Annotated in this window: 20 protein-coding genes; 7 read left to right on the top strand and 13 right to left on the bottom strand. The window is 74.9% G+C overall.

What is annotated here, in order from left to right:
• Positions 1-16: 16 nt before the first annotated feature.
• Together ABD990_RS25400 and ilvD are read right to left on the bottom strand one after the other, a co-directional pair.
• On the bottom strand, positions 17-799 hold the full coding sequence (locus tag ABD990_RS25400) for a hypothetical protein (RefSeq protein ID WP_345383260.1): 783 nt from the start codon (positions 797-799) through the stop codon (positions 17-19).
• 29 nt (positions 800-828) lie between these two features.
• Positions 829-2,508 (bottom strand): dihydroxy-acid dehydratase, encoded by a 1,680-nt coding sequence (gene ilvD / locus ABD990_RS25395; RefSeq protein WP_345383259.1) that lies wholly within the window; start codon positions 2,506-2,508, stop codon positions 829-831.
• Positions 2,509-2,725: 217 nt separating this feature from the next.
• On the opposite strand from ilvD, the gene ABD990_RS25390 reads away from it, so the two are divergent.
• On the top strand, positions 2,726-3,232 hold the full coding sequence (locus ABD990_RS25390; protein ID WP_345383258.1) for a L,D-transpeptidase: 507 nt from the start codon (positions 2,726-2,728) through the stop codon (positions 3,230-3,232).
• A 116-nt stretch (positions 3,233-3,348) separates the two neighbouring features.
• Here the strand turns inward: ABD990_RS25390 and ABD990_RS25385 are convergent, their stop codons facing one another.
• The gene (locus tag ABD990_RS25385) at positions 3,349-5,148 is read right to left on the bottom strand and encodes a DEAD/DEAH box helicase (RefSeq protein ID WP_486362909.1); all 1,800 of its coding nucleotides are present in this window, start codon (positions 5,146-5,148) and stop codon (positions 3,349-3,351) included.
• Between the two features lie 320 nt (positions 5,149-5,468).
• Here ABD990_RS25385 and ABD990_RS25380 point away from each other — a divergent pair, with 320 nt between their 5' ends.
• Positions 5,469-6,173, top strand: a complete 705-nt coding sequence (locus ABD990_RS25380) for a tyrosine-protein phosphatase (RefSeq protein WP_345383257.1) — start codon at positions 5,469-5,471, stop codon at positions 6,171-6,173.
• Positions 6,174-6,245: 72 nt separating this feature from the next.
• Here the strand turns inward: ABD990_RS25380 and ABD990_RS25375 are convergent, their stop codons facing one another.
• The 4 genes from ABD990_RS25375 to ABD990_RS25360 all read right to left on the bottom strand — a co-directional run bounded on the left by ABD990_RS25375 (position 6,246) and on the right by ABD990_RS25360 (position 13,120).
• Positions 6,246-8,705 carry a Tex family protein gene (locus ABD990_RS25375; protein WP_345383305.1) on the bottom strand — a complete coding sequence of 820 codons (2,460 nt, stop codon included), beginning with the start codon at positions 8,703-8,705 and terminating at the stop codon, positions 6,246-6,248.
• Positions 8,706-8,894: 189 nt separating this feature from the next.
• Positions 8,895-9,764: an HTD2 family dehydratase gene (locus ABD990_RS25370; RefSeq protein WP_345383256.1), complete on the bottom strand. Its 870-nt coding sequence runs from the start codon at positions 9,762-9,764 to the stop codon at positions 8,895-8,897.
• Between the two features lie 58 nt (positions 9,765-9,822).
• Positions 9,823-11,037: a class I SAM-dependent RNA methyltransferase gene (locus ABD990_RS25365; protein ID WP_345383255.1), complete on the bottom strand. Its 1,215-nt coding sequence runs from the start codon at positions 11,035-11,037 to the stop codon at positions 9,823-9,825.
• Positions 11,021-13,120, bottom strand: coding sequence for an APC family permease (locus ABD990_RS25360; RefSeq protein ID WP_345383254.1), 2,100 nt, complete (start codon positions 13,118-13,120; stop codon positions 11,021-11,023). The genes ABD990_RS25365 and ABD990_RS25360 overlap by 17 nt, the downstream gene beginning before the upstream one ends.
• A gap of 122 nt (positions 13,121-13,242) precedes the next feature.
• Here ABD990_RS25360 and ABD990_RS25355 point away from each other — a divergent pair, with 122 nt between their 5' ends.
• Together ABD990_RS25355 and ABD990_RS25350 are read left to right on the top strand one after the other, a co-directional pair.
• Positions 13,243-13,905 (top strand): potassium channel family protein, encoded by a 663-nt coding sequence (locus tag ABD990_RS25355; RefSeq protein ID WP_345383253.1) that lies wholly within the window; start codon positions 13,243-13,245, stop codon positions 13,903-13,905.
• Positions 13,906-13,927: 22 nt separating this feature from the next.
• On the top strand, positions 13,928-14,587 hold the full coding sequence (locus ABD990_RS25350; RefSeq protein ID WP_345383252.1) for a potassium channel family protein: 660 nt from the start codon (positions 13,928-13,930) through the stop codon (positions 14,585-14,587).
• Between the two features lie 35 nt (positions 14,588-14,622).
• Here the strand turns inward: ABD990_RS25350 and ABD990_RS25345 are convergent, their stop codons facing one another.
• The 4 genes from ABD990_RS25345 to dut all read right to left on the bottom strand — a co-directional run bounded on the left by ABD990_RS25345 (position 14,623) and on the right by dut (position 20,370).
• Positions 14,623-15,411: a DUF3159 domain-containing protein gene (locus ABD990_RS25345; RefSeq protein WP_345383251.1), complete on the bottom strand. Its 789-nt coding sequence runs from the start codon at positions 15,409-15,411 to the stop codon at positions 14,623-14,625.
• On the bottom strand, positions 15,408-15,788 hold the full coding sequence (locus ABD990_RS25340; protein WP_345383250.1) for an OB-fold nucleic acid binding domain-containing protein: 381 nt from the start codon (positions 15,786-15,788) through the stop codon (positions 15,408-15,410). Before ABD990_RS25340 ends, ABD990_RS25345 begins: the two co-directional genes overlap by 4 nt.
• Before the next feature lie 617 nt (positions 15,789-16,405).
• Positions 16,406-19,897: a DUF3710 domain-containing protein gene (locus ABD990_RS25335; protein WP_345383249.1), complete on the bottom strand. Its 3,492-nt coding sequence runs from the start codon at positions 19,895-19,897 to the stop codon at positions 16,406-16,408.
• Positions 19,894-20,370 carry a dUTP diphosphatase gene (gene dut / locus ABD990_RS25330; RefSeq protein WP_345383304.1) on the bottom strand — a complete coding sequence of 159 codons (477 nt, stop codon included), beginning with the start codon at positions 20,368-20,370 and terminating at the stop codon, positions 19,894-19,896. The genes ABD990_RS25335 and dut overlap by 4 nt, the downstream gene beginning before the upstream one ends.
• 62 nt (positions 20,371-20,432) lie before the next feature.
• Between dut and ABD990_RS25325 the strand changes: the two genes are divergently transcribed.
• Positions 20,433-20,921, top strand: coding sequence for a DUF3093 domain-containing protein (locus tag ABD990_RS25325; protein ID WP_345383248.1), 489 nt, complete (start codon positions 20,433-20,435; stop codon positions 20,919-20,921).
• A gap of 227 nt (positions 20,922-21,148) precedes the next feature.
• Here the strand turns inward: ABD990_RS25325 and ABD990_RS25320 are convergent, their stop codons facing one another.
• Complete coding sequence (locus tag ABD990_RS25320) at positions 21,149-21,451, bottom strand: DUF4193 domain-containing protein (protein WP_232872866.1); 303 nt, start codon at positions 21,449-21,451, stop codon at positions 21,149-21,151.
• 342 nt (positions 21,452-21,793) lie between these two features.
• Between ABD990_RS25320 and cei the strand changes: the two genes are divergently transcribed.
• Positions 21,794-22,435, top strand: coding sequence for an envelope integrity protein Cei (gene cei, locus ABD990_RS25315; protein WP_345383247.1), 642 nt, complete (start codon positions 21,794-21,796; stop codon positions 22,433-22,435).
• 68 nt (positions 22,436-22,503) lie between these two features.
• Here the strand turns inward: cei and ABD990_RS25310 are convergent, their stop codons facing one another.
• Positions 22,504-23,385 (bottom strand): inositol monophosphatase family protein, encoded by an 882-nt coding sequence (locus ABD990_RS25310; RefSeq protein ID WP_345383246.1) that lies wholly within the window; start codon positions 23,383-23,385, stop codon positions 22,504-22,506.
• Positions 23,386-23,709: 324 nt separating this feature from the next.
• Here ABD990_RS25310 and ABD990_RS25305 point away from each other — a divergent pair, with 324 nt between their 5' ends.
• Positions 23,710-25,086 carry an RNA polymerase sigma factor gene (locus ABD990_RS25305; RefSeq protein WP_345383245.1) on the top strand — a complete coding sequence of 459 codons (1,377 nt, stop codon included), beginning with the start codon at positions 23,710-23,712 and terminating at the stop codon, positions 25,084-25,086.
• The last annotated feature ends 107 nt before the right edge of the window (positions 25,087-25,193 follow it).

The raw sequence follows: 25,193 nt of genomic DNA, 5'->3' as shown, positions 1-25,193 counted from the left end.
CCACGGACCTGCGTAGTCAGCCCTCGGCGTCGACCCCGGGCAGGTAGTCGGTCGACCCCTCGCCGTAGAGGGCGACGAGACCGGCGGAGATCCACACGAGGGCGGCGAGGTAGTCGTCCCCCAGCTCCTCGGCGACCGGCCCGATCGCCTCGGCCCGGTCGGCGTCGGAGCCGAGGATCCCGATCACGCGGTCGACGGCGGCCGCGGGCTCCTCGCCGAGGGTCGAGCGGACCCACTCCGGCACGCGGGTGCGGGCGGCCGCCGGGATCGGGCGCGGGCCGCGGTTGGCCAGCCACCCGAGCAGCACGGCGAAGGCGAGGGCCTGGGCGGGCGACCCGCCCGGGTCGTCCGCGTCCCGCTCCGGCGGCGCGACCTCGCCGTCCGACGCCACCAGGCACCGGACCTCCTCCCGCGCCGGCTCGGGCGAGGACGAGGCCAGGGTGTCCGCGACGGCCCGCCGCACCCGGTCGTCGATGATCTCGAGGACCAGCTCGTCCTCCCCGGCCTCGGCGAGCGCGTCGACGTTGCCCTCGAGGACCTCGAGCCACTCGGGGTTGCCGTCGTAGGGGCCGACCGCGCGGACCGTGCGGATCTCGGCGACGGCGTAGCGCATCTCCTCGACGGCCTCGAGCTCCTCGGCGAGGCCCTGCCCGAGGTCGTCCGGCCCCGCTCCGTACTCGTCGAGCCCGGGCAGCGTCGTGATCGGCCGGAGCGGCTCGTGCCCGCGCCCGGCCTTCTTCCGCCGCGCGGCGACCTTCGCCGCCCGCTTCTGGCCCCGCGACTGCTGCTTCTTCCCCACACCGCTCCTCGTGCGCGTTCCGGCGCCCGTCACTGCGGGGTGCAGACCGCCCCCTGCGCCGCCGACCCCACGAGTCTCGCGTACTTGGCCAGCACACCCCGACGCCGCCCCGGGTCGCGCGGCGCCCAGTCGGCGCGGCGCTTCTCCAGCTCCTCCTCCGGCAGGTCCAGGTCGAGGGTCCGGGTCGTCATGTTCAGCACGATCGGGTCGCCGTCCTGCACCAGGGCGATCGGGCCGCCGTCGGTCGCCTCGGGGGCGACGTGCCCGATGCACAGGCCGGTCGTCGCCCCGGAGAACCGGCCGTCGGTGACCAGCAGCACCTCCTTGCCCAGCCCGGCGCCCTTGATCATCCCGGTGACGGCGAGCATCTCCCGCATCCCCGGGCCGCCGCGCGGGCCCTCGTACCGGATCACCACGACGTCACCGGGGACGACGGTGCCGTCGCCGACGGCGTCGAGGGCGCCCTGCTCGCCGTCGAACACCCGCGCGCGGCCGCGGAACTCCGCGGCGTCGAACCCGGCGCTCTTCACCACGGCGCCGTCGGGGGCGAGCGAGCCGCGCAGGATGGTGATCCCGCCCGTCGGGTGGATGGGGTCGTTCATGGCGTGGAGCACGGTGCCGTCGAGGCCGGGCGGGTCGATCTCCGCGAGGTTCTCGGCGACCGTGCGCCCGGTGCAGGTGAGGGCGTCGCCGTGGAGGAGACCGGCGTCGAGCAGCGCCTTCATGACGACGGGCACGCCGCCGACCTGGTCGACCGTGCTCATCACGTGCGCGCCGAAGGGCTTGACGTCCGCGAGGTGCGGGACCCGGTCGCCGATGCGGTTGAAGTCGTCGAGCTCCAGCGGCACCCCCGCCTCGGCGGCGATGGCGAGCAGGTGCAGCACGGCGTTGGTCGACCCGCCGAAGGCCAGGACGACCGCGATCGCGTTCTCGAACGCCTCCCGCGTCATGATCTGCCGGGCGGTGATCCCCTTCTCCAGCAACCCGACCACGGCCTCACCGGACGCCCGGGCGATCCCGTCCCGCCGCCGGTCGACCGCGGGCGGGCTGGCCGAGCCCGGCAGCGCCATGCCGAGCGCCTCGGCCGCGCTGGCCATCGTGTTCGCGGTGTACATGCCGCCGCACGCGCCCTCGCCGGGGCAGATCGCCCGCTCGATCTCGGCCAGCTCCTCGCGGCTGATCAGGCCGCGCGCGCAGGCCCCGACGGCCTCGAACGCGTCGGCGATGTTGACCTCGCGGCCGTCGACGTGCCCGGGCAGGATCGACCCGGCGTAGACGAACACGCCGGCCAGGTCGAGCCGGGCCGCGGCCATCAGCATGCCGGGCAGGGACTTGTCGCAACCGGCGAGCAGGACGGTGCCGTCGAGCCGCTCGGCCTCGACGACCGTCTCCACGGAGTCGGCGATGATCTCGCGACTGACCAGCGAGTAGTGCATGCCGACGTGGCCCATCGAGATGCCGTCGGACACCGAGATCGTGCCGAACTCCATCGGGTAGCCGCCGGCGCGGTGCACGCCCTCCTTCGCCGCCTGCGCCAGGCGCTGCAGCGACAGGTTGCACGGGGTGATCTCGTTCCAGCTCGACGCGATGCCGATCTGCGGCTTGGCGAAGTCCGCGTCGCGCATCCCGACGGCCCGGAGCATGCCCCGGGCGGCCGTGCGCTCGATGCCGTCGGTGACCTGGCGGGACCGGGGCTTCAGATCGGGCATGGCGGCGCTCCTCGTCGATGGCGGTACGTGGTGGGCGGCGTGGTGCTCGCGAGGTCATCGTGCCCCCGAACGCGTTCCGCGGCAGCCCTGGGGACCGCGTGACCGAGGGGGACGATCCGGACTCCGGGTACGTCCGGTCGACTTGCGGTCACGCCCCGTCACCAGTATCGCGCGGCGTCGTTGCCGCTTCGGGAACGGGCGAAGGGACGACGAGACGATGGCACGACACGCCTGGCGCGCCGAGGGCCGCCGGCGACGCATCACGGGGCTCGCCGCGGCCGGAGCGCTCACCGCGCTGCTCGGCGGCGCGGCTCTCACCGGCGCGGCGTTCGCCGACGACGGGCACCACGACGGGCACCGGAACCAGACGGGCGGCACCCCCTGCTCGGAGCAGGCGCGGGCGTGCGTCGACCTCGCCCACGACCAGGCCTGGCTGATCCACGACGGGAAGATCACCCGCGGGCCGGTCGGCATCTCGCACGGCGGGCAGGGCAAGGAGACCCCGACCGGGGACTTCGAGGTGCAGTGGAAGGACAAGGACCACAGGTCCGCCGAGTTCAACGACGCCCCGATGCCGTACTCGGTGTTCTTCGCCGACGGCGGCATCGCCTTCCACGAGGGCAACCCGCAGAACCCGTCCGCGGGCTGCGTCCACCTCGGCCACGACGACGCCGTCGCCTGGTTCGAGGACCTGGAGGTCGGCGACACGGTCGAGATCCACTAGCGCGGACGGTCGCCACGCGACCGGCCGCCCCACGGCACGCGGAAGGGCCCCGCACCTCGGGAGAGGTGCGGGGCCCTTCGGCCGTGCGCGGGTCAGTCCGTGAACCGGTCCGGGGACTAGTTCGTGGCGCGGTCCCGGCGGACGTTGGCCCGCCGGCCCTTCAGCGTGGTGACGCCGCGCAGCGAGCGCAGCACGTCGTCCGCCGCGTGCTCGGGGATCTCGACCAGCGAGTGCCGCTCGTGGATCTGGATGGCCCCGATGTCCCGGCCGGAGAGCCGCGACTCGTTGGCCAGCGCCCCGACGATGTCCTGCGGGCGGATGCCCGCGGCCCGGCCGGCGGAGACGAACAGCCGCGTCGCGCCGGCCTTCGGCGGCCGCGCGCCCTGGCCGCGGCCACCGGGACGACCCTCGCGCGGGCCGCGGTCGCTCCGCTCGCGGGGGCCCCGGCCCTCGCGGGGCGCGGACAGCGTGGGGATGTCGACCTCGTCGTCCGCCGTGGTGGTGCCCGCCCGGGCGAGCCGGACGGCCGCGGCCGCCACGTCCGCCGGGTCGAACTCCGCCGCCAGCGACTCGATCATGGCCCGGACGCCGTCCGGGTCGGAGTCCGCGTCCGCCCGAAGGTCGGCGACGATCTGCTCCCGCAGCTGCCCGCGGGTGCGCTCGAGGCGGGCCTGCTTGAGGTCCGCGACGGTGGGCACCGGGGCGACCGGCACGCTCTTGCCGATCAGCCGCTCGATGTTGCGCAGGTGCCGGATCGCCCCGGAGGGCACCAGCGTGATCGCGACGCCCTCCCGACCGGCCCGGCCGACCCGGCCGATGCGGTGCACGTAGGCCTCGGGCGACTTCGGCACGTCGTGATTGACCACGTGCGTGAGCTGCTCGATGTCCAGCCCGCGGGCGGCGACGTCCGTCGCGACCAGCAGGTCCGTGCGCCCGGAGCGCAGCCGCTCGACCACGCGGGTGCGGTGCTCCTGGTCCATGCCGCCGTGCAGCGCCTCGGCCCGCAGCCCGCGGGCGGTGAGGGTCTCGGTGACGGCGTCGACGTCCGCCCGGGTGCGGCAGAACACGATCGCCGCGGTGGGCCGCTCGAGCTCCAGGATCCGGCCGAGCGCGGTCGTGGTGTGGGTGCGCGGCACCATGTAGGCGGTCTGCCGCACGCGTGGCGCCTCGCCGGCCGGGACCTCCTCGCGGGCGATGCGCACGGTCACGGGGTCGCGCAGGTACTCGCGGGCCAGCGACTCGATGCGCCGCGGCATGGTGGCGGAGAACAGCACCGCCTGCCGCGTGTCCGGCGTGGCCTGGAGAATCGTCTCGATGTCCTCGGCGAAGCCCATGTCGAGCATCTCGTCGGCCTCGTCGAGGACGACGGTCTCGAGCGCGTCCAGCGACAGGGCGCCGCGGTTCATCAGGTCGATCGCGCGGCCCGGGGTGGCCACGACGACGTCGACCCCGCGCTTGAGGGCGCCGAGCTGCGGTCCGATCGGGGCGCCGCCGTACACGGCGAGCACCCGGGTGCCGATCTCGGAGCCGTAGCGGGTGATCGCGTCGTTGACCTGCATGGCCAGCTCGCGGGTCGGCGCAAGGACCAGGCCGTACGGGCGGCGCTCGCCGTCGCGGTCGGTCTCGCTCAGGCGCTGCAGCATGGGCAGCGCGAAGGCGGCGGTCTTGCCGGTGCCGGTGGCCGCCTGACCCAGCAGGTCGCGGCCCTGAACCAGGGAGGGGATGGCCTCGGCCTGGATCGGGCTGGGGCTCTCGTAGCCGAGCTCGGCCAGCACGCTCAGGATGCCGGGGGCCAGGCCCAGCTCGGCGAAGGCGGTACCGGCGTCCTCGGCGTCCTCGCTGTCGGAGGCGAGGTCGTTCTCGAACTCCGTGATGTCGTCGGTGTCGTTCTCGGGCAGGTCCAGCAGAGTGCTCACTCAAGTCCTCGTCGCAGCGGGGTGCCCGGCCGACATCCGGACGGACGGCGCACCCGCGGGGAAGCCCGCGGGCCCGGAGCGGCTCGGTACCGCCTGAGAAGGACCATGGGGCTCTCGGCTGACGTCATCGCTGACAGCCGACAGGACCCATTGTCACACGTCGGGTCGCGGGGGGATCACGGCGGCCGGTGGTGCCGTCCGCCACCCTGTGCAACAGGACCCCCGGCGACGATGTTCCCCGCTGTGCTCCCGGCCGCGCCGGACGTGCCGCCGATCACGATTCCACCTGCGGTTCACCCCTGCCGGGGAACCTCGGACGGGTGACCCTCTCGCTGCCCCCGGACCTGCGCACCCCGGCCAACCTGCGTGACGTCGGTGGCCTGCCCACCGTCGACGGGCGCCGCCTTCGCGCCGGCGAGTACCTGCGCAGCGACGCCCCCCAGTTCGGCGACGTCACGCCCCTCGTCCCCGGCACCGTCGTCGACCTGCGGTCCCGGGCGGAGACCCGCGGGCGCACGCACCCGCTGGCCCGGACGGCCGAGGTCCACGAGGTGCCGCTCGGCGCCTCGCTCGCGCCCGAGGTCGTCGCGGCCGTTCCCGCCCACGAGCGCGACATCGCCTGGGCCTACCGGCTGCTCGTCACCGAGGCCGCCCCGGAGCTGGCCCGGATCGTGCGGATCGTCGCGCGCTCGCGCGGGCCGGTGCTGGTGCACTGCGCGGCGGGCAAGGACCGCACCGGGATCGTGACGGCCGTGGTGCTCGGGGTCGTCGGCGTGCCGCGCGAGCACGTGGTGGCCGACTACCTGCGCACGAACCAGAACCTCGAGCGGCTGTGGGCGCGGCTGGAGGCCACCGGCGTCCCGATGCCGGACGACGTCGAGGGCCTGCTCGGCGTCGACCGCGCCGCCCTGGAGGCGGTGCTCGACGAGATGGACGCCCACCCCGACGGGATCCGCGGCCACCTGCTGGACCACGGCACGGACCCCGACGACCTCGACCTGCTCACCCGCCGCCTCGTCGCCTAGCCGCCCGCATGCACGAACGGCACTCTCGCTCACACCTAGTGAGCGAGAGTGCCGTTCGTGCTGCTCAGCGGGTCACTTGAAGCCGGCACGCTTGAGGGCGTCCGCCATCGCGTTGTTCAGCGGGGCGGGCTTCTCCTGCCGGTTGCGCTGGCCGCCCTGCCGGCCGCCCTGGCCCTGCCGGCCCTGACCACCCCGGCCGCCCTGACCACCCTGACCACCCTGACCACCCTGACCACCCTGACCACCCTGGCCACCCTGGCCGCCGCGTCCGCCCTGGCCGCCCTGGTTCCGGCCGCCACCCTGGCGGTCCCGGTCGCCGCGCTGGCGGTCCCCGCCGCCGCGCTGCCGGCCGCCGCCGGCGCCGCCCTTGCCCGGCTCGTCGTCCAGGCGCAGGGTCAGCGAGATCCGCTTCCGGTCCTCGTCGACGTCGAGCACCTTGACCTTGACGACGTCGCCGGACTTCACGACCTCGCGCGGGTCCGACACGAACTGGCTGGACATCGCCGAGACGTGCACGAGCCCGTCCTGGTGCACGCCGACGTCGACGAACGCACCGAACGCGGCGACGTTCGTCACCACGCCCTCGAGCACCATGCCCGGGCGCAGGTCCGCGATCTTGTGGACGCCCTCGGCGAAGGTGGCCGTGCGGAAGGCCGGGCGGGGGTCGCGGCCCGGCTTCTCCAGCTCGGCGAGGATGTCGGTGACGGTCGGCAGCCCGAACCGGTCGTCGACGAACCGCTGGGGCTGCAGGTTCTTCAGCTTCGTGCTGTTGCCGATGAGCTCGTCGATGCCGACCTTGGCCGCGTCGACCATCTTCCGGACCACCGGGTAGGCCTCGGGGTGCACGCCGGAGACGTCGAGCGGCTCGTCGCCGCCCCGGATCCGGAGGAAGCCGGCGCACTGCTCGAAGGCCTTCGGGCCCAGCCGCGGGACGTCGACGAGCGCGGTCCGGGTGCGGAAGGGCCCGTTGGCGTCCCGGTGGCCCACGATCGCCGCCGCCAGGGACTCGCTGATGCCCGACACCCGGCGCAGCAGCGGGGCGGAGGCGCTGTTGAGGTCCACGCCGACGGCGTTCACACAGTCCTCGACGACCGCGTCGAGCGAGCGGGACAGCGACGCCTCGGGCAGGTCGTGCTGGTACTGCCCCACGCCGATGGACTTCGGGTCGATCTTCACCAGCTCGGCGAGCGGGTCCTGCAACCGGCGGGCGATGGAGACCGCGCCGCGCAGCGACACGTCCAGGTTCGGCAGCTCGGCCGACGCGTACGCCGAGGCCGAGTAGACCGACGCGCCCGCCTCGCTGACCACGACCTTGGTCATCTTCAGGCCGGGGTTCATCGCCACGAGCTCACCCGCGAGCTTGTCCGTCTCCCGGGAGGCGGTGCCGTTGCCGATCGCGATCAGCTGGACGCCGTGCGCCGTGGCCAGCTTCGTGAGCGTGGCCAGCGCCCCGTTCCAGTCCTTCCGCGGCTCGTGCGGGTAGACGGTGTCGGTGGCGACGACCTTGCCGGTCGCGTCGACCACGGCGACCTTCACGCCGGTGCGCAGGCCCGGGTCCAGGCCCATCGTCGCCCGGGTCCCGGCGGGCGCGGCGAGCAGCAGGTCGCGCAGGTTGGAGGCGAAGACGCCGATCGCGCCCTCCTCCGCGGCGGTGCGCAGCCGGACCCGGATGTCGATGCCCAGGTGGAGCAGGATGCGCGTGCGCCAGGTCCAGCGCACCACGTCGTTGAGCCACCGGTCCGCGGGTCGCCCCTGGTCGGAGATGCCCACGTGGGCGGCGATCAGGGTCTCCCAGTCCGTGCGCACGCCCGGCTCGGCCGGCTCGGCGTCGGGCTCCAGCGAGACGTCGAGGATCTCCTCCTTCTCGCCGCGGAACACCGCCAGGATGCGGTGGCTCGGCAGCGAGGTGAACGGCTCGGAGAAGTCGAAGTAGTCGGCGAACTTCGCGCCCTCGGTCTCCTTGCCCGGGCGGACCTTGGAGACCAGCACGCCGCGGCTCCACATCCGCTCGCGCAGGCCACCGATGAGGTCGGGCTCCTCGGAGAACCGCTCGACGAGGATCGCGCGGGCGCCCTCGAGCGCGGCGGCGGCGTCCGCGACGTTCTCCCCGAGGTACTTCGCCGCCTCCTCCTCGGGGATGAGCGTCGGGTCGGCGAGCAGCGCGTCGGCGAGCGGCTCGAGGCCGTTCTCCCGGGCGATCATGGCCTTGGTGCGGCGCTTGGGCTTGTACGGCAGGTAGACGTCCTCGAGCCGGGCCTTCGACTCGGCCGCCAGGACCTGCTGCTCCAGCTCGGGGGTGAGCTTGCCCTGCTTGCGGATCTCCTCGAGGACGGCGGTGCGCCGCTCCTCCAGCTCGCGCAGGTAGCGCAGCCGCTCCTCGAGGGTACGGAGCTGGGCGTCGTCCAGCCCGCCCGTGGCCTCCTTCCGGTAGCGCGCCACGAACGGGACGGTCGACCCCTCGTCGAGGAGGTCGACGGCCGCGGCGACCTGGTGCCGCCGGACGCCCAGCTCGTCGGCGATGCGCTGCTCGATCGACGGCTGGGCGGGGCTCTGGACCGGGGACTGCTGCGGGGCCGACGCCGCCCGGGCGGGGGCCGCGGGGGCCGCTGCGGGAACCGAACCTGTCACTCCCCCATCCTCCCCGGGCGCCCCCCGGCCCGGTACGGGTGGGGTCGGGTCCGGCGCCGGGCAGGCCGGCCGGAGGCCGCGGACCGCGGCCGATCAGGCGAAGGTGACCTGGCCCGTGATGCTCGGGTCGGCGCCCGGCACGCCGCAGACCAGGTCGGAGCCGTCCGGCTTGCCCGTCGCGACCACCGGCGCGCCGGCGAACGCGGGGCGGCGCAGCCGGTAGGAGAACTCCGCGACCTGGCGGTCCGGCGCGAACCGGCGGGGCAGCTCCAGCAACATCAGCGCGAGCAGCGGCCCGTGCACCACCAGCCCCGGGAAGCCCTCGACCTCGCGGGTGTAGGGCAGGTCGTGGTGGATGCGGTGGGCGTTGTAGGTCAGCGCGCTCATCCGGAACAGCAGCACCTCGTCGGGGCGCAGCACGGCCTGCCACTCCCCCGGCGCGGCCGGCTCGGGCTCGCGCGGCTCCGGGGCCGTCGGGGCCGCGGCGCGCTCGGCGCCGGGCTCCTGCTCCCGGTAGACGACGTCGTGCTCCTCGACCTGGGCCACCTCGCCCTCGCGCAGGTACTCGTGGGCCAGGGTCACGAAGAGCATGTCCCCGGAACGCCCCGACTTCGGCGTGACCGACCTCAGCGCGCTGCGCCGCACCACGTCGTCCCCGACACGCAGCGGGGAGTGCACGGTGAGCCGCCCGCCCGCGAACATGCGCCGCCGGTTCGGGATCGGCGGCAGGAAGTGCCCCTCCCGCGGGTGCCCGTCCTCGCCGAGCTCGGAGGTGGCCGGGCGCTCCAGGAAGTGGAACGCGGTCCACAGCGGCGGGAGCGCGGTCGAGCCCTGGCCCGTGGCGTCGATCGGCGAGGGCTGGTCGAGGAGGCCCGCGAAGGCGTCGGACGGGGTGCGGTCCAGCACCTCGCGCACCTCGACCGGTCCCGGCTCCCAGCCCTCGACGTACTCGGCGATGCCCATGATCCTCCTGTCTGCCGTTTCTCGCTGGTCGGCGCGGGTCGTGCGTGGCGGGTGCGCTCTAGGGGCGCTCGGCGCTCACGGGTTCGAGGAGCGCCACGGACTCCAGGTGGTGCGTCATCGGGAAGGCGTCGAAGGAGCGCAGGGCCGTGAGGGCGTAACCCCGGTCGGCGAAGAGCTTCACGTCCCGGCCCAGGGCGGCGGGGTCGCAGGCCACGTACACGATGCGCTCCGGCCCCCGCGCGCACAGCTCCTCGACCATCGCCTTGCCCAGCCCCTTGCGCGGCGGATCGGCGACGACGACCGCCGGGTCGGGCAGCTCGGTGATCACCCGCTCCACGCGGCCGGAGCGGAAGGCGACCTGCGGCAGGTCGCGCAGCGCGCGCTCGCCGTCCGCCACGGCCTGCCGCGCCGACTCGACGACCGTCACCGCGCCCTCGGGTCCCACCTGCCCGGCCAGCACCGCCGCGAACAGCCCGACGCCGCCGTACAGGTCCCACGCGGTCCCGCCGGCGGGCGCCGCGGCCCACTCCCGCACCACCTCGACGAGGGTGTCGGCCAGCTCGGGGTGCACCTGCCAGAAGGCCCCGGGCGACAGCTGCCAGTCACGCCCGGCGGCGTGCTGCACGGAGGTGCTGCGCTCCCCCGGCGGCACGCCCGAGCCCAGGTGCCGCTCGCCGTGCGCGTCGACCGCCACCTCGATCTCGTCGCCGGGCCGCCACCGCCGCTCGAGCAGGTCGTCGAGCAGCCCGGCGGGCGCGAGCAGGCAGTCCGAGATCGGGACGACCTCGTGGCTGTGGTGGGCGCGCAGCCCGGCCCGGCCCTCGTCGTCGACCGCCAGGCGCAGCCGCTGCCGCCACCCCAACGGCCCGCCCGGCAGCTCCTCGACCTCGACCGTCTCGGCGAGCCCGCCGCTCAGGCCGCCGAGGCGGGTGAGCTGCTCGCGCAGCACGGTGGTCTTCAGCGCCCGCTGCGCGGGCGGGGCGACGTGCTGGAAGTCGCACCCCCCGCAGCCGCCGGCGCGCGCCCACGGGCACGGGGCCGGCACCCGGTCCGGCGAGGCCTCCAGCACGGAGATCGCGTCGGCGAGGCAGAACGACCCGCCCTGGTCCTCGGTCACCACCGCCCGGACCCGCTCGCCGGGCAGCGCGTGCCGCACGAACAGCACACGGCCCTCGTGCCGGGCCACGCAGTGCCCGCCGTGGGCGACCGGGCCGACCTCCAGCTCGAGGACGCGGTCGGTCCAGTCCAGGGTGCGCTCAGCGGACCGGGTCACCGGTGTCCTTCCTCGAGGTCGCGTCCGGGTGGCCGGGGGTGTCGCGGGTGCCGGTGCTGCGGGTGGCGCTCGGCGTCTGCTCGCCGGGCAGCTGTTCCATGGACGGGTAGCCGCGGCGCGAGGCACCGGGCGCGAAGTGCGGCGAGAGCGGGTGCGCGGCGGCGGAGGAGGCCAGCTGCCAGGGCACGCTCGTGACCATCACTCCCGGCTGGAACAGCAGCCGGCTCTTCAGTCGCAGCGCGGACTGGTTGTGCAGCAACTGCTCCCACCAGTGCCCCACGACGTACTCCGGGATGTACACCGTCACGACGTCCCGCGGGTTGTCCGAGCGGATGCGCTTGACGTAGTCCAGGACCGGGCGCGTGATCTCGCGGTACGGCGACTCGACCACCTTGAGCTTCACCGGGATCTTCCGCTTGCCCCAGTCGCTGACCAGCTTCTTGGTGTCGGCGTCGTCGACGTTGACGGTCACCGCCTCCAGGACGTCCGGCCGCGTCGCCCGGGCGTACGACAGCGCCCGCAGCGTGGGCTTGTGCAGCGTGGACACCAGCACGACGGCGTGGTTGCGCGAGGGCATCACCGTGTCCGACTCGCCCGCCACCAGCTCCGCCGACACCCGGTCGTAGTGCTTCTGGATCGTGACCATGAGCAGGAAGAACCCGCCCATCGCCACGATCGTGATCCAGGCGCCCAGGGTGAACTTCGTGATCAGGACGGTGAGCAGCACCAGCCCCGTCATGATCGCGCCGAAGCCGTTGATCGTCTGCGAGCGGCGCATCCGGGCCCGTTCGCGCGGCTCCGTGGTCGAGGCGAGCTCGCGGTTCCAGTGTCGGACCATGCCCGCCTGGCTGAGCGTGAACGACACGAAGACGCCGACCGTGTACAGCGGGATCAGCCGGGTGACCTCGGCCTGGAAGCCGATCACCAGCACGACCGCGAACGCCGCGAGGATCACGATGCCGTTCGAGAAGGCCAGCCGGTCGCCGCGGGTGTGCAGCTGGCGGGGCAGGAAGCGGTCCTGGGACAGGATGGAGCCCAGCACCGGGAAGCCGTTGAACGCGGTGTTCGCGGCCAGGACCAGGATCAGCGCCGTCATGATCACGACGAAGAAGAAGCCGGGCCGGAAGCCGGAGAACACGGCGTCGGCCAGTTGGGCCACCATCGTCTGCTGCTCGTAGCCCGGTGGCGCGTCGGGGAACTGGCGGGAGGGGTCCTCGGCGATCTGCACGCCGGTGAGCCGGCCCAGCGCGATCAGCCCCATGAACATCGTCACGGAGATCAGCCCGAGCAGCAGCAGCGTGGTCGCGGCGTTGCGCGACTTCGGCTTGCGGAAGGCCGGGACGCCGTTGGAGATCGCCTCGACACCGGTCAGCGCCGCGGCGCCCTGGGTGAACGAGCGCAGGATCAGCAGCACCAGCGCCAGGCCGGTGAAGGTGTCGCCCTCGGCCACGAGGTGCAGGTTCGTGCTCGCCGTCTCGACGTCCTGGCCGAGGATCAGCACCCGGGTCAGGCCCCAGACGATCATGGTGCCGATGCCCAGCATGAACAGGTAGACCGGCACGGCGAAGGCGGTCCCGGCCTCCCGGATGCCCCGCAGGTTGATCGCGGTGAGCACGGTGATCGCGAGCACCGCGAACAGCACCTTGTGCTCGGCGACGAACGGGATCAGCGCGCCGACGTTGGCCGCGGCCGCCGAGATCGACACCGCGACGGTGAGGGTGTAGTCGACGAGCAGGGCGCTCGCCACGGTGAGCCCGGCCTTGCGGCCGAGGTTGACCGTCGCCACCTCGTAGTCGCCGCCGCCCGACGGGTAGGCGTGCACGTTCTGCCGGTAGCTGGTGACCACCGTGAGCAGCACGACGACGACCGCGAGGCCGATCCACGGGGACAGCGCGTACGAGGTGACCCCGGCCACGGACAGGGTCAGGAAGATCTCCTCGGGCGCGTAGGCGACCGAGGACATGGCGTCGGAGGCGAACACCGGCAGCGCGATGCGCTTGGGCAGCAGCGTGCTGCGCAGCCGGTCACTGCGCTGGGGGCGACCGACCAGGATGCGCTTGACGGCGACGCCGAGCTTGGACACGTCCGAAGCCTATGCTCTGCTCGGCGGACCTACGCGATAGCGTGCGCCGACGACGAGCCGCGGTCCCCACGGGACGGACGCGTCGCCACGTGAGGCCGAGCGAGCCCGGGAGGGCCCATCCGATGTACGTCGTGATCATGGGATGCGGCCGCGTCGGCGCGTCCCTCGCCGCCGGGCTCGAGCGCCTCGGTCACGAGGTCTCCGTCATCGACCGGGACGTGCAGGCCTTCCGCCGGCTCGGCACGGACTTCCGGGGCCGCCAGGTCGTCGGGTTCGGGTTCCACCGGGACGTGCTGATCGAGGCCGGGATCGAGAAGGCCGACGCGTTCGCCGCCGTCTCCTCGGGTGACAACTCCAACATCCTGTCCGCCCGGGTGGCCCGGGAGACCTTCGGCGTGGAGCGGGTCGTCGCGCGGATCTACGACGCCAAGCGCGCCGCGGTCTACGAGCGGCTGGGCATCCCCACCGTCGCCACCGTGCCGTGGACCACGGACCGGTTCATGCGCATGGTGCTGCCCGACGGCGTCGCGACGGCCTGGCGCGAGCCCGCCGGGACCGTCGCCATCCTGCCCCTGCCGCTGCACGAGGACTGGGTCGGTCGCCCGATCCGCGAGCTGGAGGAGGCGACGAACTCGCGGGTGGCGTTCGTCGTCCGGTTCGGCACCGGCGTGCTGCCCACTCGCGAGACGGCCGTGCAGGCCGACGACGTCGTCTACGTGGCGGCGGTCTCGGGCACGGTCTCCGACGTCACGGCCGCGGCGGCCGCACCGCCCGCCGACTCCTGAACAACCGAGAGGGCGTGAGGTCATGAGGGTCGCCATCGCCGGGGCCGGCGCCGTCGGCCGCTCCATCGCGCGGGAGCTGGTGGAGAACAAGCACCAGGTCATGCTCATCGAGCGCGACCTCGGCCAGATCGACCCCGCCTCCGTGGAGGAGGCGGAGTGGGTGCACGCCGACGCCTGCGAGCTCCAGACACTCGAGGACGCCGGCATCGAGAGCTGCGACGTCGTGATCGCCGCGACCGGGGACGACAAGGTCAACCTGGTCGTCTCGCTGCTCGCCAAGACCGAGTTCGCGGTGCGCCGGGTGGTCGCGCGGGTCAACGACCCGCGCAACGAGTGGCTGTTCGGGGAGAACTGGGGCGTCGACGTCTCGGTCTCCACCCCGCGGCTGCTCGCCGCGCTGGTCGAGGAGGCCGTGGCCGTCGGCGACCTGGTCCGGCTGCTCACCCTGCGCCAGGGTCAGGCCAACCTCGTCGAGGTCACGCTGCCCAACCACACCCGGCTCGCCGGGCGTCCGGTGCGGGACCTGGCGCTGCCGCCGGACTCGGCACTGGTCACGATCCTGCGCGGCGGTCGGGTGATCGTCCCGCAGGCCGACGACGCACTCGAGCCGGGCGACGAGCTGCTGTTCGTCGCGACGGCCGCCGTCGAGGAGGAGATCCGGGCGGCGGTCGTCGAGGCCTGAGGAGTCGCCGCCGTCCTGGCCGACCGGAACCGCTCTCAGCCGGCGGGGGCGCGTTCGGCGCGACGGACGGCGACGACCGTCCCGACGATCGCCAGGCCGAGCAGCGGATAGCCCATGGCCAACCGGGCGATGCCGAGCCAGGTCTCCTCGTCGGCGTTGTACAGCCAGCCCTGCACCACGAGGCGGGCCGCGAACACGAGCGCCCACAGCGCGCTGGCCCAGCTGTAGGCCCTGAGCATCCGCGGGTTCTGCCGCCAACCCTGGCCGTGGCCGTTCACGGCGTGCCAGATCACGCCGGCGAGCGGCCACCGCACCACGATCGACACCAGGAAGGCGAGCCCGAGCGCGGCGCTGTAGAGCAGGCCGGGCAGGTAGAAGCCGCGGGCCTCGCCGGTGCGGTAGGCGATGAAGGCGCACACGGCCACGCCGAACAGCCCGGACACCGCGGGCTGCAGCGGCTGCCGGCGGGCGATGCGGAACAGCGCCACCAGCACACCGGCCACTACGGCCGCGATCAGCGCGGGCTTGAGCTCGAACAGGACGTTGGCGACGACGAAGACCGCCACCGGCACCGTCGACGCGACGATGCCCGAGACGCCGCCCATCTGCTCCATGAGCGTGGGCCTGCGCCCGGACTCCCCGGCGCTTCCGGCGTCCGTGCCGTCCGTGGCGCTCGTGACCTCGTCCGACGCATCGGCACGGTCCGCGGCGGGCCCGTCGCCGACGCGCGGGATCGGGCCCGTCTCGGAGTCGTGGTCCGCCGGCTCGCCGGCCACCCGCGGCATGCGGGTGGTCGGCGGGTCCCCCTCGGGACCCGGCGTCACTGCGCCTGGCAGATCTCGTAGTACGGGTTGTACAGGACCTTGCGCCCGTCCCGGACCGAGATCCGGCCGCGGACGCGCATCGTCCGGCCCGGCTCGATGCCCGGGATCCGGCGTCGTCCCATCCAGACCAGCGTCACTCCCTCGGTGCCGTCGAACAGCTCCGCCTGGAGCTGCGCCGCGCTGTCGTCCGCGGGGCAGAACTCCACACTGCGGAGGCGACCCAGCATGGTCACCTCCTGGCCGCACGCACACTCGCTCGCGCGCTGCGCCCCCGAACGCTCGGAATCCTCGGACAGGTCGTCCGCGTCCAGGACGTCGACGTCGCTGGTGAGCTTGCGAAGCATGCGGCGGAACGCCCCACCGTCCGTGCTGCCCATCTCTCTCCTCGGCTGCTCGGGCGCGGGCCGTCTCCCTTGATCCGGCCGCTGCCCGTGCAAGGGTAACGCGGGGGAAACGGTCTGTGTGCCCCGAACGAGCGGACTCGTCCTGCTGACGGCGCTCTCGGGGTTCCCGGTCGGTGAGCGGCTGAATCATCGCGACGACACGCTCCTGCCCGGACGGGTGAGCCGGCCCGCTGTGCCCGGTTCGTGGCTGTTCGGGCGGATTCCCGGGTCGGCGCCCCGCTCGTCGTCGCGGCGGACGGACGTGACGCTGCTCGCAGCCGTTCGGCGAGCCGATGGGCGTGGGGTTCGGGGGTCGTCGGCGCTCGGGGTTCGGTCGGCCAGGTTCGCCGGGAGGGGCTCGTGGGGCGGGCTCGCGTGGGCTGGTGGGCGCACGGCTCGTCGGCGCGGGCTCGTCGGCGCGGGGCTCGTCGGCGCGGGGCTCGGGGGCGCGCGACTCGGGGGCCGCGCGGCTCGTGGGCGGGGCTCGCGGGGGCGAGCGAGGGGCGGGGCGGCACAACGGGAGGAGCGCGGCACATCCGGTCGACGGGATGTGCCGCGCTCCCGGGCGGTGTGGCGGCCGGTCGCGACGGGTGTGCGGCCGGCGGCCGGACCTACTCGGGCCGGCGGTGGCGGCCGCGGTCGGGATCAGCGCCGTTCAGCGGGTCGGCGTCGAGGAACGACAGCGCCGGGCGGGCGCCCGGGCCCCCGCCGTGACGGCGGTTCTCCCCCGGCCGGGACTCGCCGTGGCCCTCGCCCTGGCCGGAGCCGGGCTCGGACGCGCCGTGCTGCCCGTACTGCTCGGGGCCGCCGAGCTGCCCGTACTGCTCGGGGCCGCCGAGCTGCCCGTACTGCTCGGGGGCGCCGGAGCCGTGTCCACCGGGCGAGCCGTGGCCGTCGGCCGCCCACCCGGCAGGGGCAGGGCCGTTCACGGCGCCGTTCGGGCGGCCGCCCGGACCACCGAAGCCGTTCACGGCGCCGTTCGGGCGACCGCCCGGCCCGCCGAAGCCGTTCACGGGACCTGCGGCCGCGCGCCGGCCGTTCGGCCCGCCGTGCCGCTCGACGGGGCCGTGCCCCTCGACGGGGCCATGACCGTCGCGCGGGCCGTGACCGTTGCGCGGGCCGGAGGGCCCGGCGGAGCGGTCGGCGGACTCGGCCATGAGGGCGTCGAACAGGCTGGTCGGGACGTCGGCCGGCGAGCCGGGCCCCGTCCGGACGCCCGCGAACCCGGTCACCTCGCGACCACCGCCGTTCGAGGACCAGCCGGACGCGGTGTACCCGTACTGCGGCAGCCGGCCCGAGTCCCGGTCGACGGTCTCGTAGCCCGGGGCCGGCGGCTGGTGCACCGTGGGCCGCCAGCCGTCGCTCGGCTTCGTCGGGGCGGCACGGCGGCCGCTCGGCTGCTCGTCGGCCCAGCCGCTGTACCGGGCCGCCGAGGTGTCCCCGCTCCCCGACGGCGCCGGGCCGGCCTGGTCGGCGGTCCGCTCGCCGGCCGGTGCCGGACCGCGATACGGCGCACCGTTCGGCCGCTCCGCGGCCCACCCCGGGTCCTCGCCCTGTGCCGGGGCCGCGTGCTGCGGACCGCCGGACCGGCCGCCCTGCTGGTCCGAGGCCCGGCCGGACGCCGAGGGACCCAGGTCCCGGCCGACGCCCGCAGCCGAACCGAACCCCTGCTCGTCGGCCCGGCCGCCCGGCTGCCCGCCGGCGCCCGGCCGCTGCGCGTCGCCGGTGCCGTCCGGGAACTGCGGGCCGGTGGAGCGACCGTCGCGCCCGGCCCATCCGGACTCCGGCGCTGCGGTCGACCAGGTGCCACTCTGCTGGCTCGCGGCCGAGCCCGGGGCACCGCCGCTCCCGTCCCCGCCCCAGCCGGACGACCAGGCGCCGCTCTGCTGGTTCGCTGCCGACCCGGACGGGCTGCCGCCGCCCTGCTGGTCCCCGGCCCAGCCGGACGGGCCGCCGTTGCCGTGCCGGTCCGCGGCCCAGCCGGACGGGCCGCCGTGACGGGAGGACCCGGCGTCGGCGTACCGGCCGCCGGGCGTCCATCCACCGCTCGGCTGGTCGACGGGCAGCTCCGCGTGGCGGGCACCCCCGGTCGACCCGTCCTGCGGGCGTGCGGTCGACAGGCTGTCGCCCGTGGACCAGTCGGGGCGGTACTCGGCGGTCGCCCAGCCCCCGCTGTGCGGGTCGGTCCGCGGAGCGGGCCGGGCAGCGCGGTCCGCTCGTCCCACGGGACCATCGGCCCCCCGTCCGACGACGGGCAGCGCGCGGGTCTCGCCGGCCGCCTGACCGGAGCCCGGGGCACCGGCGTCGGTGCCCCACGGCGCGTCAGGCCGGCCCGACGGCTGCTGCGGGAACCCACCGGGTCCCGCCTGCGCGCCCGCGGCCGGCCCGGGGTGGCGGTGCTCGCCGAAGCCCGGGGCACCCGCCGCGGACGAACCGCCCTGGGCGGCACCCCCGGCGGGAGCGCCGTTCGCGGGCGGGAACGAGGCCCCGGACGGCGCGTCGTAGCCGCCGGTGCCGGGGTTGAAACCGCCGGGGCCGTAGCCGCCGGTACCGGGGCCGTGGCCACCTGTGCCCGGGCCGTACGTCCCCGGACCGGCAGGGCCGCTCACGGGCGAGGCGTACGGGCCGCTCGGCGCGTCGGCCGGCCGGAACCCGTTGCCGGGCACCCGCGAGGGGCCCCCGTACGGGGCACCGCCGGGGGCACCGGAACCGACACCGCCGGGCACACCCGCCGGACCAGCGGGAACCGGGCCTCCGGCACCACCGGGGCCGACGACGGGACCTGGCGCCGCAGGGCCACCGGCCGGACCGGCGACGCCCGGAGCGGGCAGCCGACCGCCGGGAGCGCCCGGGCCGAACTCCGGACCGCCCGGGCCGTGACCGACCGGCCGCCCGAACGGGACCCCACCGGCACCCGGACCACCGGTGCCCGCACCAGCGGCGCCCGGGCCGCCGAACCGGCCGTCGACACCCGGCCCGCCGGCTGGTGCACCGCCACCGTGCGCGGCGGCCGCGAGACCACCCACGCCGGGAGCACCGGGACCACCGACACCCGAACCGCCGACACCGGAACCGCCCACGCCGGGCCCGCCCGCACCGGGACCGCCGGGCCGCAGGCCGCCGAAGCCGGGCTGCTGCACGCCGGGCCCACCGGGCGCACCGGGGCCGCCAGGAATACCGGCACCGTTCGGAGCACCACCGGGAACGCCGGGACCGCCGGGCCCACCCGCGGCAGCGGGAGCACCCTGACCACCCGCGGACGCCGCCGGCGCCACCGGAGCAGCAGCCGGCGTCGGGGCACCGGGGGCACCGCCGCCCTGCCCGGGACCGGCCGGGGCCGAGCCCGTGGTCGCCGCGGCCCCCTCCGTCGCCTCCGGGGACGACTCCTCCGCGGCCGGGGTCACGGACCGGGTCCGCAAGGTGAGCGTGGCCTTCGGCGGCGCGTCGGACGCCACGTCGGACGCCTCGTCGACCGCCGACGGCAGCGTCAGCGGCAGCACGGTCCGCGGCGGGTACGGCGACTTGCCGCGCACCACGATCGTGCCGCGCAGCATCCGCCGCATCTCGGCGTCGAGGCGCTCCGCCTGCTCCTCCGGGCCCGCGGCGACGCCGTAGACCATCCAGCGCTCGCCGTCGATGCCCACGAACACCGAGGACGCGACCTGTGTGGTGGCCCGCAGCTCCCGGCCCCACTCGCCGGTGTACGAGCGCACGGTCGCGCCGCCCTCGCGCAGCGACTCCGCGATCTCCTCGCAGAGGTCCTTCCACAACCCGCCGGAGCGGGGCGCCGCGAGCGCGGACAGCGACAGCCGCCCGCCCCCGGGCATCGAGATGTGCACCGCGGACAGGCGCGAGCCGTCCTCCGGCTCGACGACACTGCCCTGCGGCGGGATCGGCACCTGCACGGCGCCGAAGTCCATCCGCGTGAGCGCGTCCGTCATCTCGGGGTCGAGCTTGGCGACGTCGAACGGGCCGAAGTCCGGCCCGTCGTACTCCGCGTCGTACTCCTCCTCGTCGAACTCACCGTCGTACTCGTCGTACCCGGGTTCCCCCTGGTCCGCGGCCTCCAGGTCCTCGAGGTCCTCGCCGTAGCGGACGCTCACGGTCCGTCCCCTCCCGCCAGCCGGTGGTGCCCGCCCGTCGACCCGTGGCCGCCCGTCCCCCGATCGGAGGCCGGGAGCTCGGGCACCTCGACGAAGCGCGCGTACTCCACCTTCTGAACGACCAACTGGGCGATCCGGTCACCCCTCCGCAGCACGATCTCCGCGCGGGGGTCGTGATTGATCAGACACACCTTGATCTCGCCGCGGTAGCCGGCGTCGATCGTGCCCGGCGTGTTGACGACCGACAGGCCCGCACGGGCGGCCAGGCCGGAGCGCGGGTGTACGAATCCGGCGTAGCCCACGGGGAGGGCGATCGCGATCCCGGTGCCGACGACCGCGCGCTCGCCGGGGGCGAGGACGACGTCCGTCGCGGTCGCGAGGTCGGCGCCCGCGTCGCCGGGTCGGGCGTACGCGGGCAGGGGCATCTCGGGGTCGAGGCGGGTCAGCAGCACGTCGACGAGCGGCGTGACCATCGGCTCGTGCGGGGGAGCATCGATCGGGCCGGGCACAACGGGCGACGTTACAGTGGGTCGTCGTGAGCGAGCACCCGTCCAGCGCCGGTCCTGCGACGTCCGGCCGTCCTGGGTTCGACGAGCGGTTGAGTACGCCGCTCTGGTGGTTCCTGTTCGCCGGCGGCGTCGCCGTGCTGCTGGGCGCCGAGATCCACATGGGCTATCCCGGGGTGCGGTCGTGGATCGGCTACGCCGTGCTGGTCCCGCTGGCGCTGCTGGTGGTCTGGCGGCTCGGCAGCGTCCGGGTGCAGGTCACCGACACCGAGCTGGTGGCGGGCGACGAGCGGATCGCGCTCGAGCACGTGGGCCGCACGCAGATCGTGGCGAAGAAGGACAAGCAGCAGGCCCTGGGCCCGGAGCTGGACCCGATCGCCTTCGTGCTGCACCGCAGCTGGATCGGGCCGGTCGTGCGGATCGAGACCCGGGACCCGGCGAGCCCGGTGCCGTACTGGGTGGTCAGCAGCCGCCGTCCGGAGGAGCTGGTCGCCGCGCTGGGCGCCGGCCGCGCCTGAGGACCCGGGGCGCCCCGAGAACGCCTGAAGCCCCCGAGGCTGCCCCGAGAACGCCTGAAGCCCCCGGGGCTGCCCCGAGAACGCCTGAGGCCCGGAGCCGCCCGTGTGAGGCCCGGAGCGGCCCGAGAACGCCGAAAGGGGCGCCCCGGGAACCCGGGACGCCCTCCGTCGGTGGTCGTGCTCTCTCCGTCGAGCGTGTCGACGCCGGTCGGGCCGGCGGCGGCCCGTCAGGCCGCGCAGTCGCGGCAGATGAACAGGTTGCCGCGGGTCTCGGCCAGCCGGCTGCGGTGGTGCACCAGGAAGCAGCTGCCACAGGTGAACTCGTCCGCCTGCTTCGGCAGGACCTTGACCGTGAGCTCCTCGCCCGAGAGGTCCGCCCCCGGGAGCTCGAAGCTCTCCGCCGTGTCCGACTCGTCGACGTCGACCACGGACGACTGCGCCTCGTTCCGACGGGCCTTGAGCTCGTCGAGCGAGTCCTCCGCCATGTCGTCGGCCTCGTTGCGCCGCGGTGCGTCGTAGTCGGTCGCCATCGTTCCCACCCTCAGTACTCTTCGTCGTCTGTCGTGCCGCTGCACAACGTCCCGGCCGCGGGCGTTTGTGCCCGGCATCGGAGTGACGCCGGTCTCACCCGTTTGCGGAAGAACGCAGGCCTCGACCGGACCAGGTCGCGAGGCGGTGACGACCCCCGCGACCGGGCCCCGCGAACGTCGTGGCTCCCCCGTCGGCGCGCAGAGGGTAGCCGAGCGGTCAAGCCCCCTCCACCCGGCCCACCCGTGTCGCCCGCCCACAGGGGCGACGCAGGGGCGTTAGGGTTCCGCCGTGCTGATCCGCGGGGTGTGCGTGCGTGCGGTGGGTCGTCGGGCGGGTGCGGCGTGAACGCCGGCCTGCGCCCCTACCAGCGGCGGCGGACCCGGCCGGTCGCGATCACCGTCGCGGCGCTCGCCGTCGCCGCCCTCGTGACCTGGACGATCGTGTTCTTCAACTCCGCGGCCGAGTCCGGCCTCGCCGCGTGCAACACACCGGCCGCGGGGTCCGCCGGGAACGTGCTCGACTCCGACGCGCTCGCCGCGGCCGCCCCCGCGCCGCCGGCCGCCGTCCGCGCGACGGTGCTCAACGCGGGCGGGCAGCGCGGCCAGGCCAACCTCGTCGCCGCCCAGCTCGGCGACCTCGGGTTCGGCGAGGCCCGCCAGCCGGACAACGACCCCCTCTACCCGAACGGCGACCTGGAGTGCCACGGCCAGCTCCGGTTCGGGCAGGCCGGCGAGGGCGCGGCCGCCACGCTGCAGCTCGTCCTGCCCTGCCTCGAGCTGGTCCGCGACGAGCGCGGCGACGACTCGGTCGACGTCGCCGTCGGGTCGGGCTTCACGGACGTGAACCCGGGCCGGTCGGTGCGCGACGCCCTGGAGCAGCTCGGCGCCCCGGGTTCCGGCGAGACGGGCGAGGGTCAGCAGGTGGCGGCCCCGCAGCTCGACCCGCAGGTGCTGGCCGAGGCGCGGGACACCGCGAGCTGCTGACCCGCCCGAACGGCCTGCCGCGCTGCGCGGTCCTGCTGCCCCGTCCCGCGAACCGCCGGCCGCCGCGGTCAGACGTCCGCGGCCCCGGCCTCGCGCAGGAGCTCCTCGAAGGCCGCGGCGACCCCGGGCGCGGCCGCGATCGTGACGTCCTCCCCCAGCTCGTCGCCGTCCGTGCGGGGCCGCCCCGGCGCCGGCCGCACCCGAACCACGGCGCCGGCCTCCCGCGCGACCAGCGCCGCGGCGGCCCAGTCCCACCAGTTGATGCCGTGCTCCACGTAGGCGTCGAGCTGACCGGCGGCGATCCCGCACAGGTCGAGCGCGGCCGAGCCCGTCCGACGCAGGTCGCGCACCTTCGGGAGCAGCGCCGCCATCATCGCCGCCTGCCGCTCCCGGCGCCGGGCGTCGTAGGAGAACCCGCAGGCGACCAGCGACTGCGCGAGGTCGGTCTCGGTGGTGACCCGCAGCGGCACGCCGTCACAGGTGGCGCCCGCCCCCGCCGCCGCGCTCCACACGCGCCCGGACGCCGGTTCGACGACCGCCCCCGCCAGCGACACGCCGTCCTGCACGGCCGCGACGGACACCGCGTACCAGGGCAGCCCGTAGAGGTAGTTCACCGTGCCGTCGATGGGGTCGACGACCCAGCGGGCCGCCCCCGCGTCGCCCGCGGCCTCCTCGCCGAACACCGGCTCGCCGGGCCGCAGCTCCGCGAGCCGGTCCCGGACCAGCCGTTCGAGGGCCCGGTCGGACTCCGTCACGACGTCCGTGGGCGTGCTCTTCGTGCCGACCGCACCGGTCTCCCGGGGGGCGGGCAGGGTGCGCAGGTGGGCCGCGGCCTCCCCCGCCACCAGCTCCGCGACACGCCGGAGCTCGGCGAGCTCCGTGGCGTCCGGAAGTGTGGTCGTGTCCGTGCCGGGTACTCCGGCGCCGTCGGGGGCGCTGCGCGGGACCATGACCCCCATCCGACCACAGACCGCAGGTGGACGAGGGGTTCGGCGCGTCACGCCGGCCGCCGTCCGGCGCACGCGCGTGCCCGTCCGGCCCGCCGGAGGGGTCTCTGAACCGATGCGGGTGCCCTGAGGGGGACTCGACCCGCGAGCACCGGGGAAACCCGTAGTTACAATGGTCGGGAACTTCACCCCCGGGACGCGCGCCGACCCCACGAGAAACGACGGCGACCGGCGAGGCGAAGTCACTCGAAGCCAGCCGGACCGGAGCGCCCGCCGCGTTCTCGGCAGCTCCGGCGGACCGCAAGCGCACGCAGCGAGAGGGCCTAGGTGGCAGCCGCAGACTCCGCAACCCGAACCGACTCGACCGTGGACGAGACGGCGGCCGCACCCGCCCGTCGTGGCCGCGGGGCGGGTACCGCGACGAAGTCCCGGCCGGTGCGCCCACGGGGGGGCGCGAAGACCGGCCCGAAGACGTCGGCCAAGAAGAAGGCGACCTCGCCCGAGGGCGACGACGAGGCCGTCGACCTCGACGAGGCCGACCTCGGTGAGGACGTCGAGCTCGAGGACGTCGTGATCGACGACGTCGAGGAGGACGCGGTCGAGGCGACCGACGACTCCTCGGACGACGAGGACGAGGACGACGAGGAGGAGGAGCCGGCCAACACCGGCGCCAACCGCCGCGCCCCCACCACCCGCTCCTCGCAGCAGAAGTCGACCGAGTTCGTCTGGGACGAGGAGGAGTCCGAGGCGCTGCGCCAGGCGCGCAAGGACGCCGAGCTCACCGCCTCCGCCGACTCGGTCCGCGCCTACCTCAAGCAGATCGGCAAGGTCGCGCTGCTGAACGCGGAGGAGGAGGTCGAGCTCGCCAAGCGGATCGAGGCCGGCCTCTACGCCGCCGAGCGCCTCCGCCGGGCCATCGAGGCCTCGGAGAAGCTCTCCCCGCAGCTGCGCCGCGACCTGCGCTGGATCGTCCGGGACGGCGAGCGCGCGAAGAACCACCTGCTCGAGGCGAACCTGCGCCTCGTCGTCTCGCTGGCCAAGCGCTACACCGGCCGCGGGATGGCGTTCCTGGACCTCATCCAGGAGGGCAACCTGGGCCTGATCCGTGCGGTCGAGAAGTTCGACTACACCAAGGGCTACAAGTTCTCGACGTACGCGACGTGGTGGATCCGGCAGGCCATCACCCGCGCGATGGCCGACCAGGCCCGCACCATCCGCATCCCGGTGCACATGGTCGAGGTCATCAACAAGCTCGGCCGCATCCAGCGCGAGCTGCTCCAGGACCTGGGCCGCGAGCCCACGCCGGAGGAGCTGGCCAAGGAGATGGACATCACCCCGGAGAAGGTGCTGGAGATCCAGCAGTACGCCCGGGAGCCCATCTCGCTGGACCAGACCATCGGCGACGAGGGCGACTCGCAGCTCGGCGACTTCATCGAGGACTCCGAGGCGGTCGTCGCGGTCGACGCGGTGAGTTTCACCCTGCTGCAGGACCAGCTGCAGTCGGTGCTGGCCACGCTGTCCGAGCGCGAGGCGGGCGTCGTGCGGCTGCGGTTCGGCCTCACGGACGGCCAGCCGCGCACGCTGGACGAGATCGGCCAGGTCTACGGCGTGACCCGCGAGCGGATCCGCCAGATCGAGTCGAAGACCATGTCCAAGCTGCGCCACCCGTCGCGGTCGCAGGTCCTGCGGGACTACCTGGACTGACCGGCACCTCCTGACGCGCGGCCCCGGGCTCCGGCCCGGGGCCGTCGTCGTTCCCGGGTAACGACGCGCGAGATCCACACGTGGTCCCCGACGACGGCGGCACACCA

This window comes from Pseudonocardia yuanmonensis, from assembly GCF_039542425.1.
GTDB lineage: Bacteria > Actinomycetota > Actinomycetes > Mycobacteriales > Pseudonocardiaceae > Pseudonocardia > Pseudonocardia yuanmonensis.
This window is presented reverse-complemented; position numbering and strand designations above follow the sequence as displayed.

Coding starts and splice junctions, on each gene's coding strand:
- ilvD (WP_345383259.1), bottom strand. CDS start 2,508: ATGCCCGATCTGAAGCCCCGGTCCCGCCAGGTCACCGACGGCATCGAG.
- ABD990_RS25390 (WP_345383258.1), top strand. CDS start 2,726: ATGGCACGACACGCCTGGCGCGCCGAGGGCCGCCGGCGACGCATCACG.
- ABD990_RS25370 (WP_345383256.1), bottom strand. CDS start 9,764: ATGGGCATCGCCGAGTACGTCGAGGGCTGGGAGCCGGGACCGGTCGAG.
- ABD990_RS25355 (WP_345383253.1), top strand. CDS start 13,243: ATGTACGTCGTGATCATGGGATGCGGCCGCGTCGGCGCGTCCCTCGCC.
- ABD990_RS25350 (WP_345383252.1), top strand. CDS start 13,928: ATGAGGGTCGCCATCGCCGGGGCCGGCGCCGTCGGCCGCTCCATCGCG.
- ABD990_RS25340 (WP_345383250.1), bottom strand. CDS start 15,788: ATGGGCAGCACGGACGGTGGGGCGTTCCGCCGCATGCTTCGCAAGCTC.
- dut (WP_345383304.1), bottom strand. CDS start 20,370: ATGGTCACGCCGCTCGTCGACGTGCTGCTGACCCGCCTCGACCCCGAG.
- ABD990_RS25320 (WP_232872866.1), bottom strand. CDS start 21,451: ATGGCGACCGACTACGACGCACCGCGGCGCAACGAGGCCGACGACATG.
- ABD990_RS25310 (WP_345383246.1), bottom strand. CDS start 23,385: ATGGTCCCGCGCAGCGCCCCCGACGGCGCCGGAGTACCCGGCACGGAC.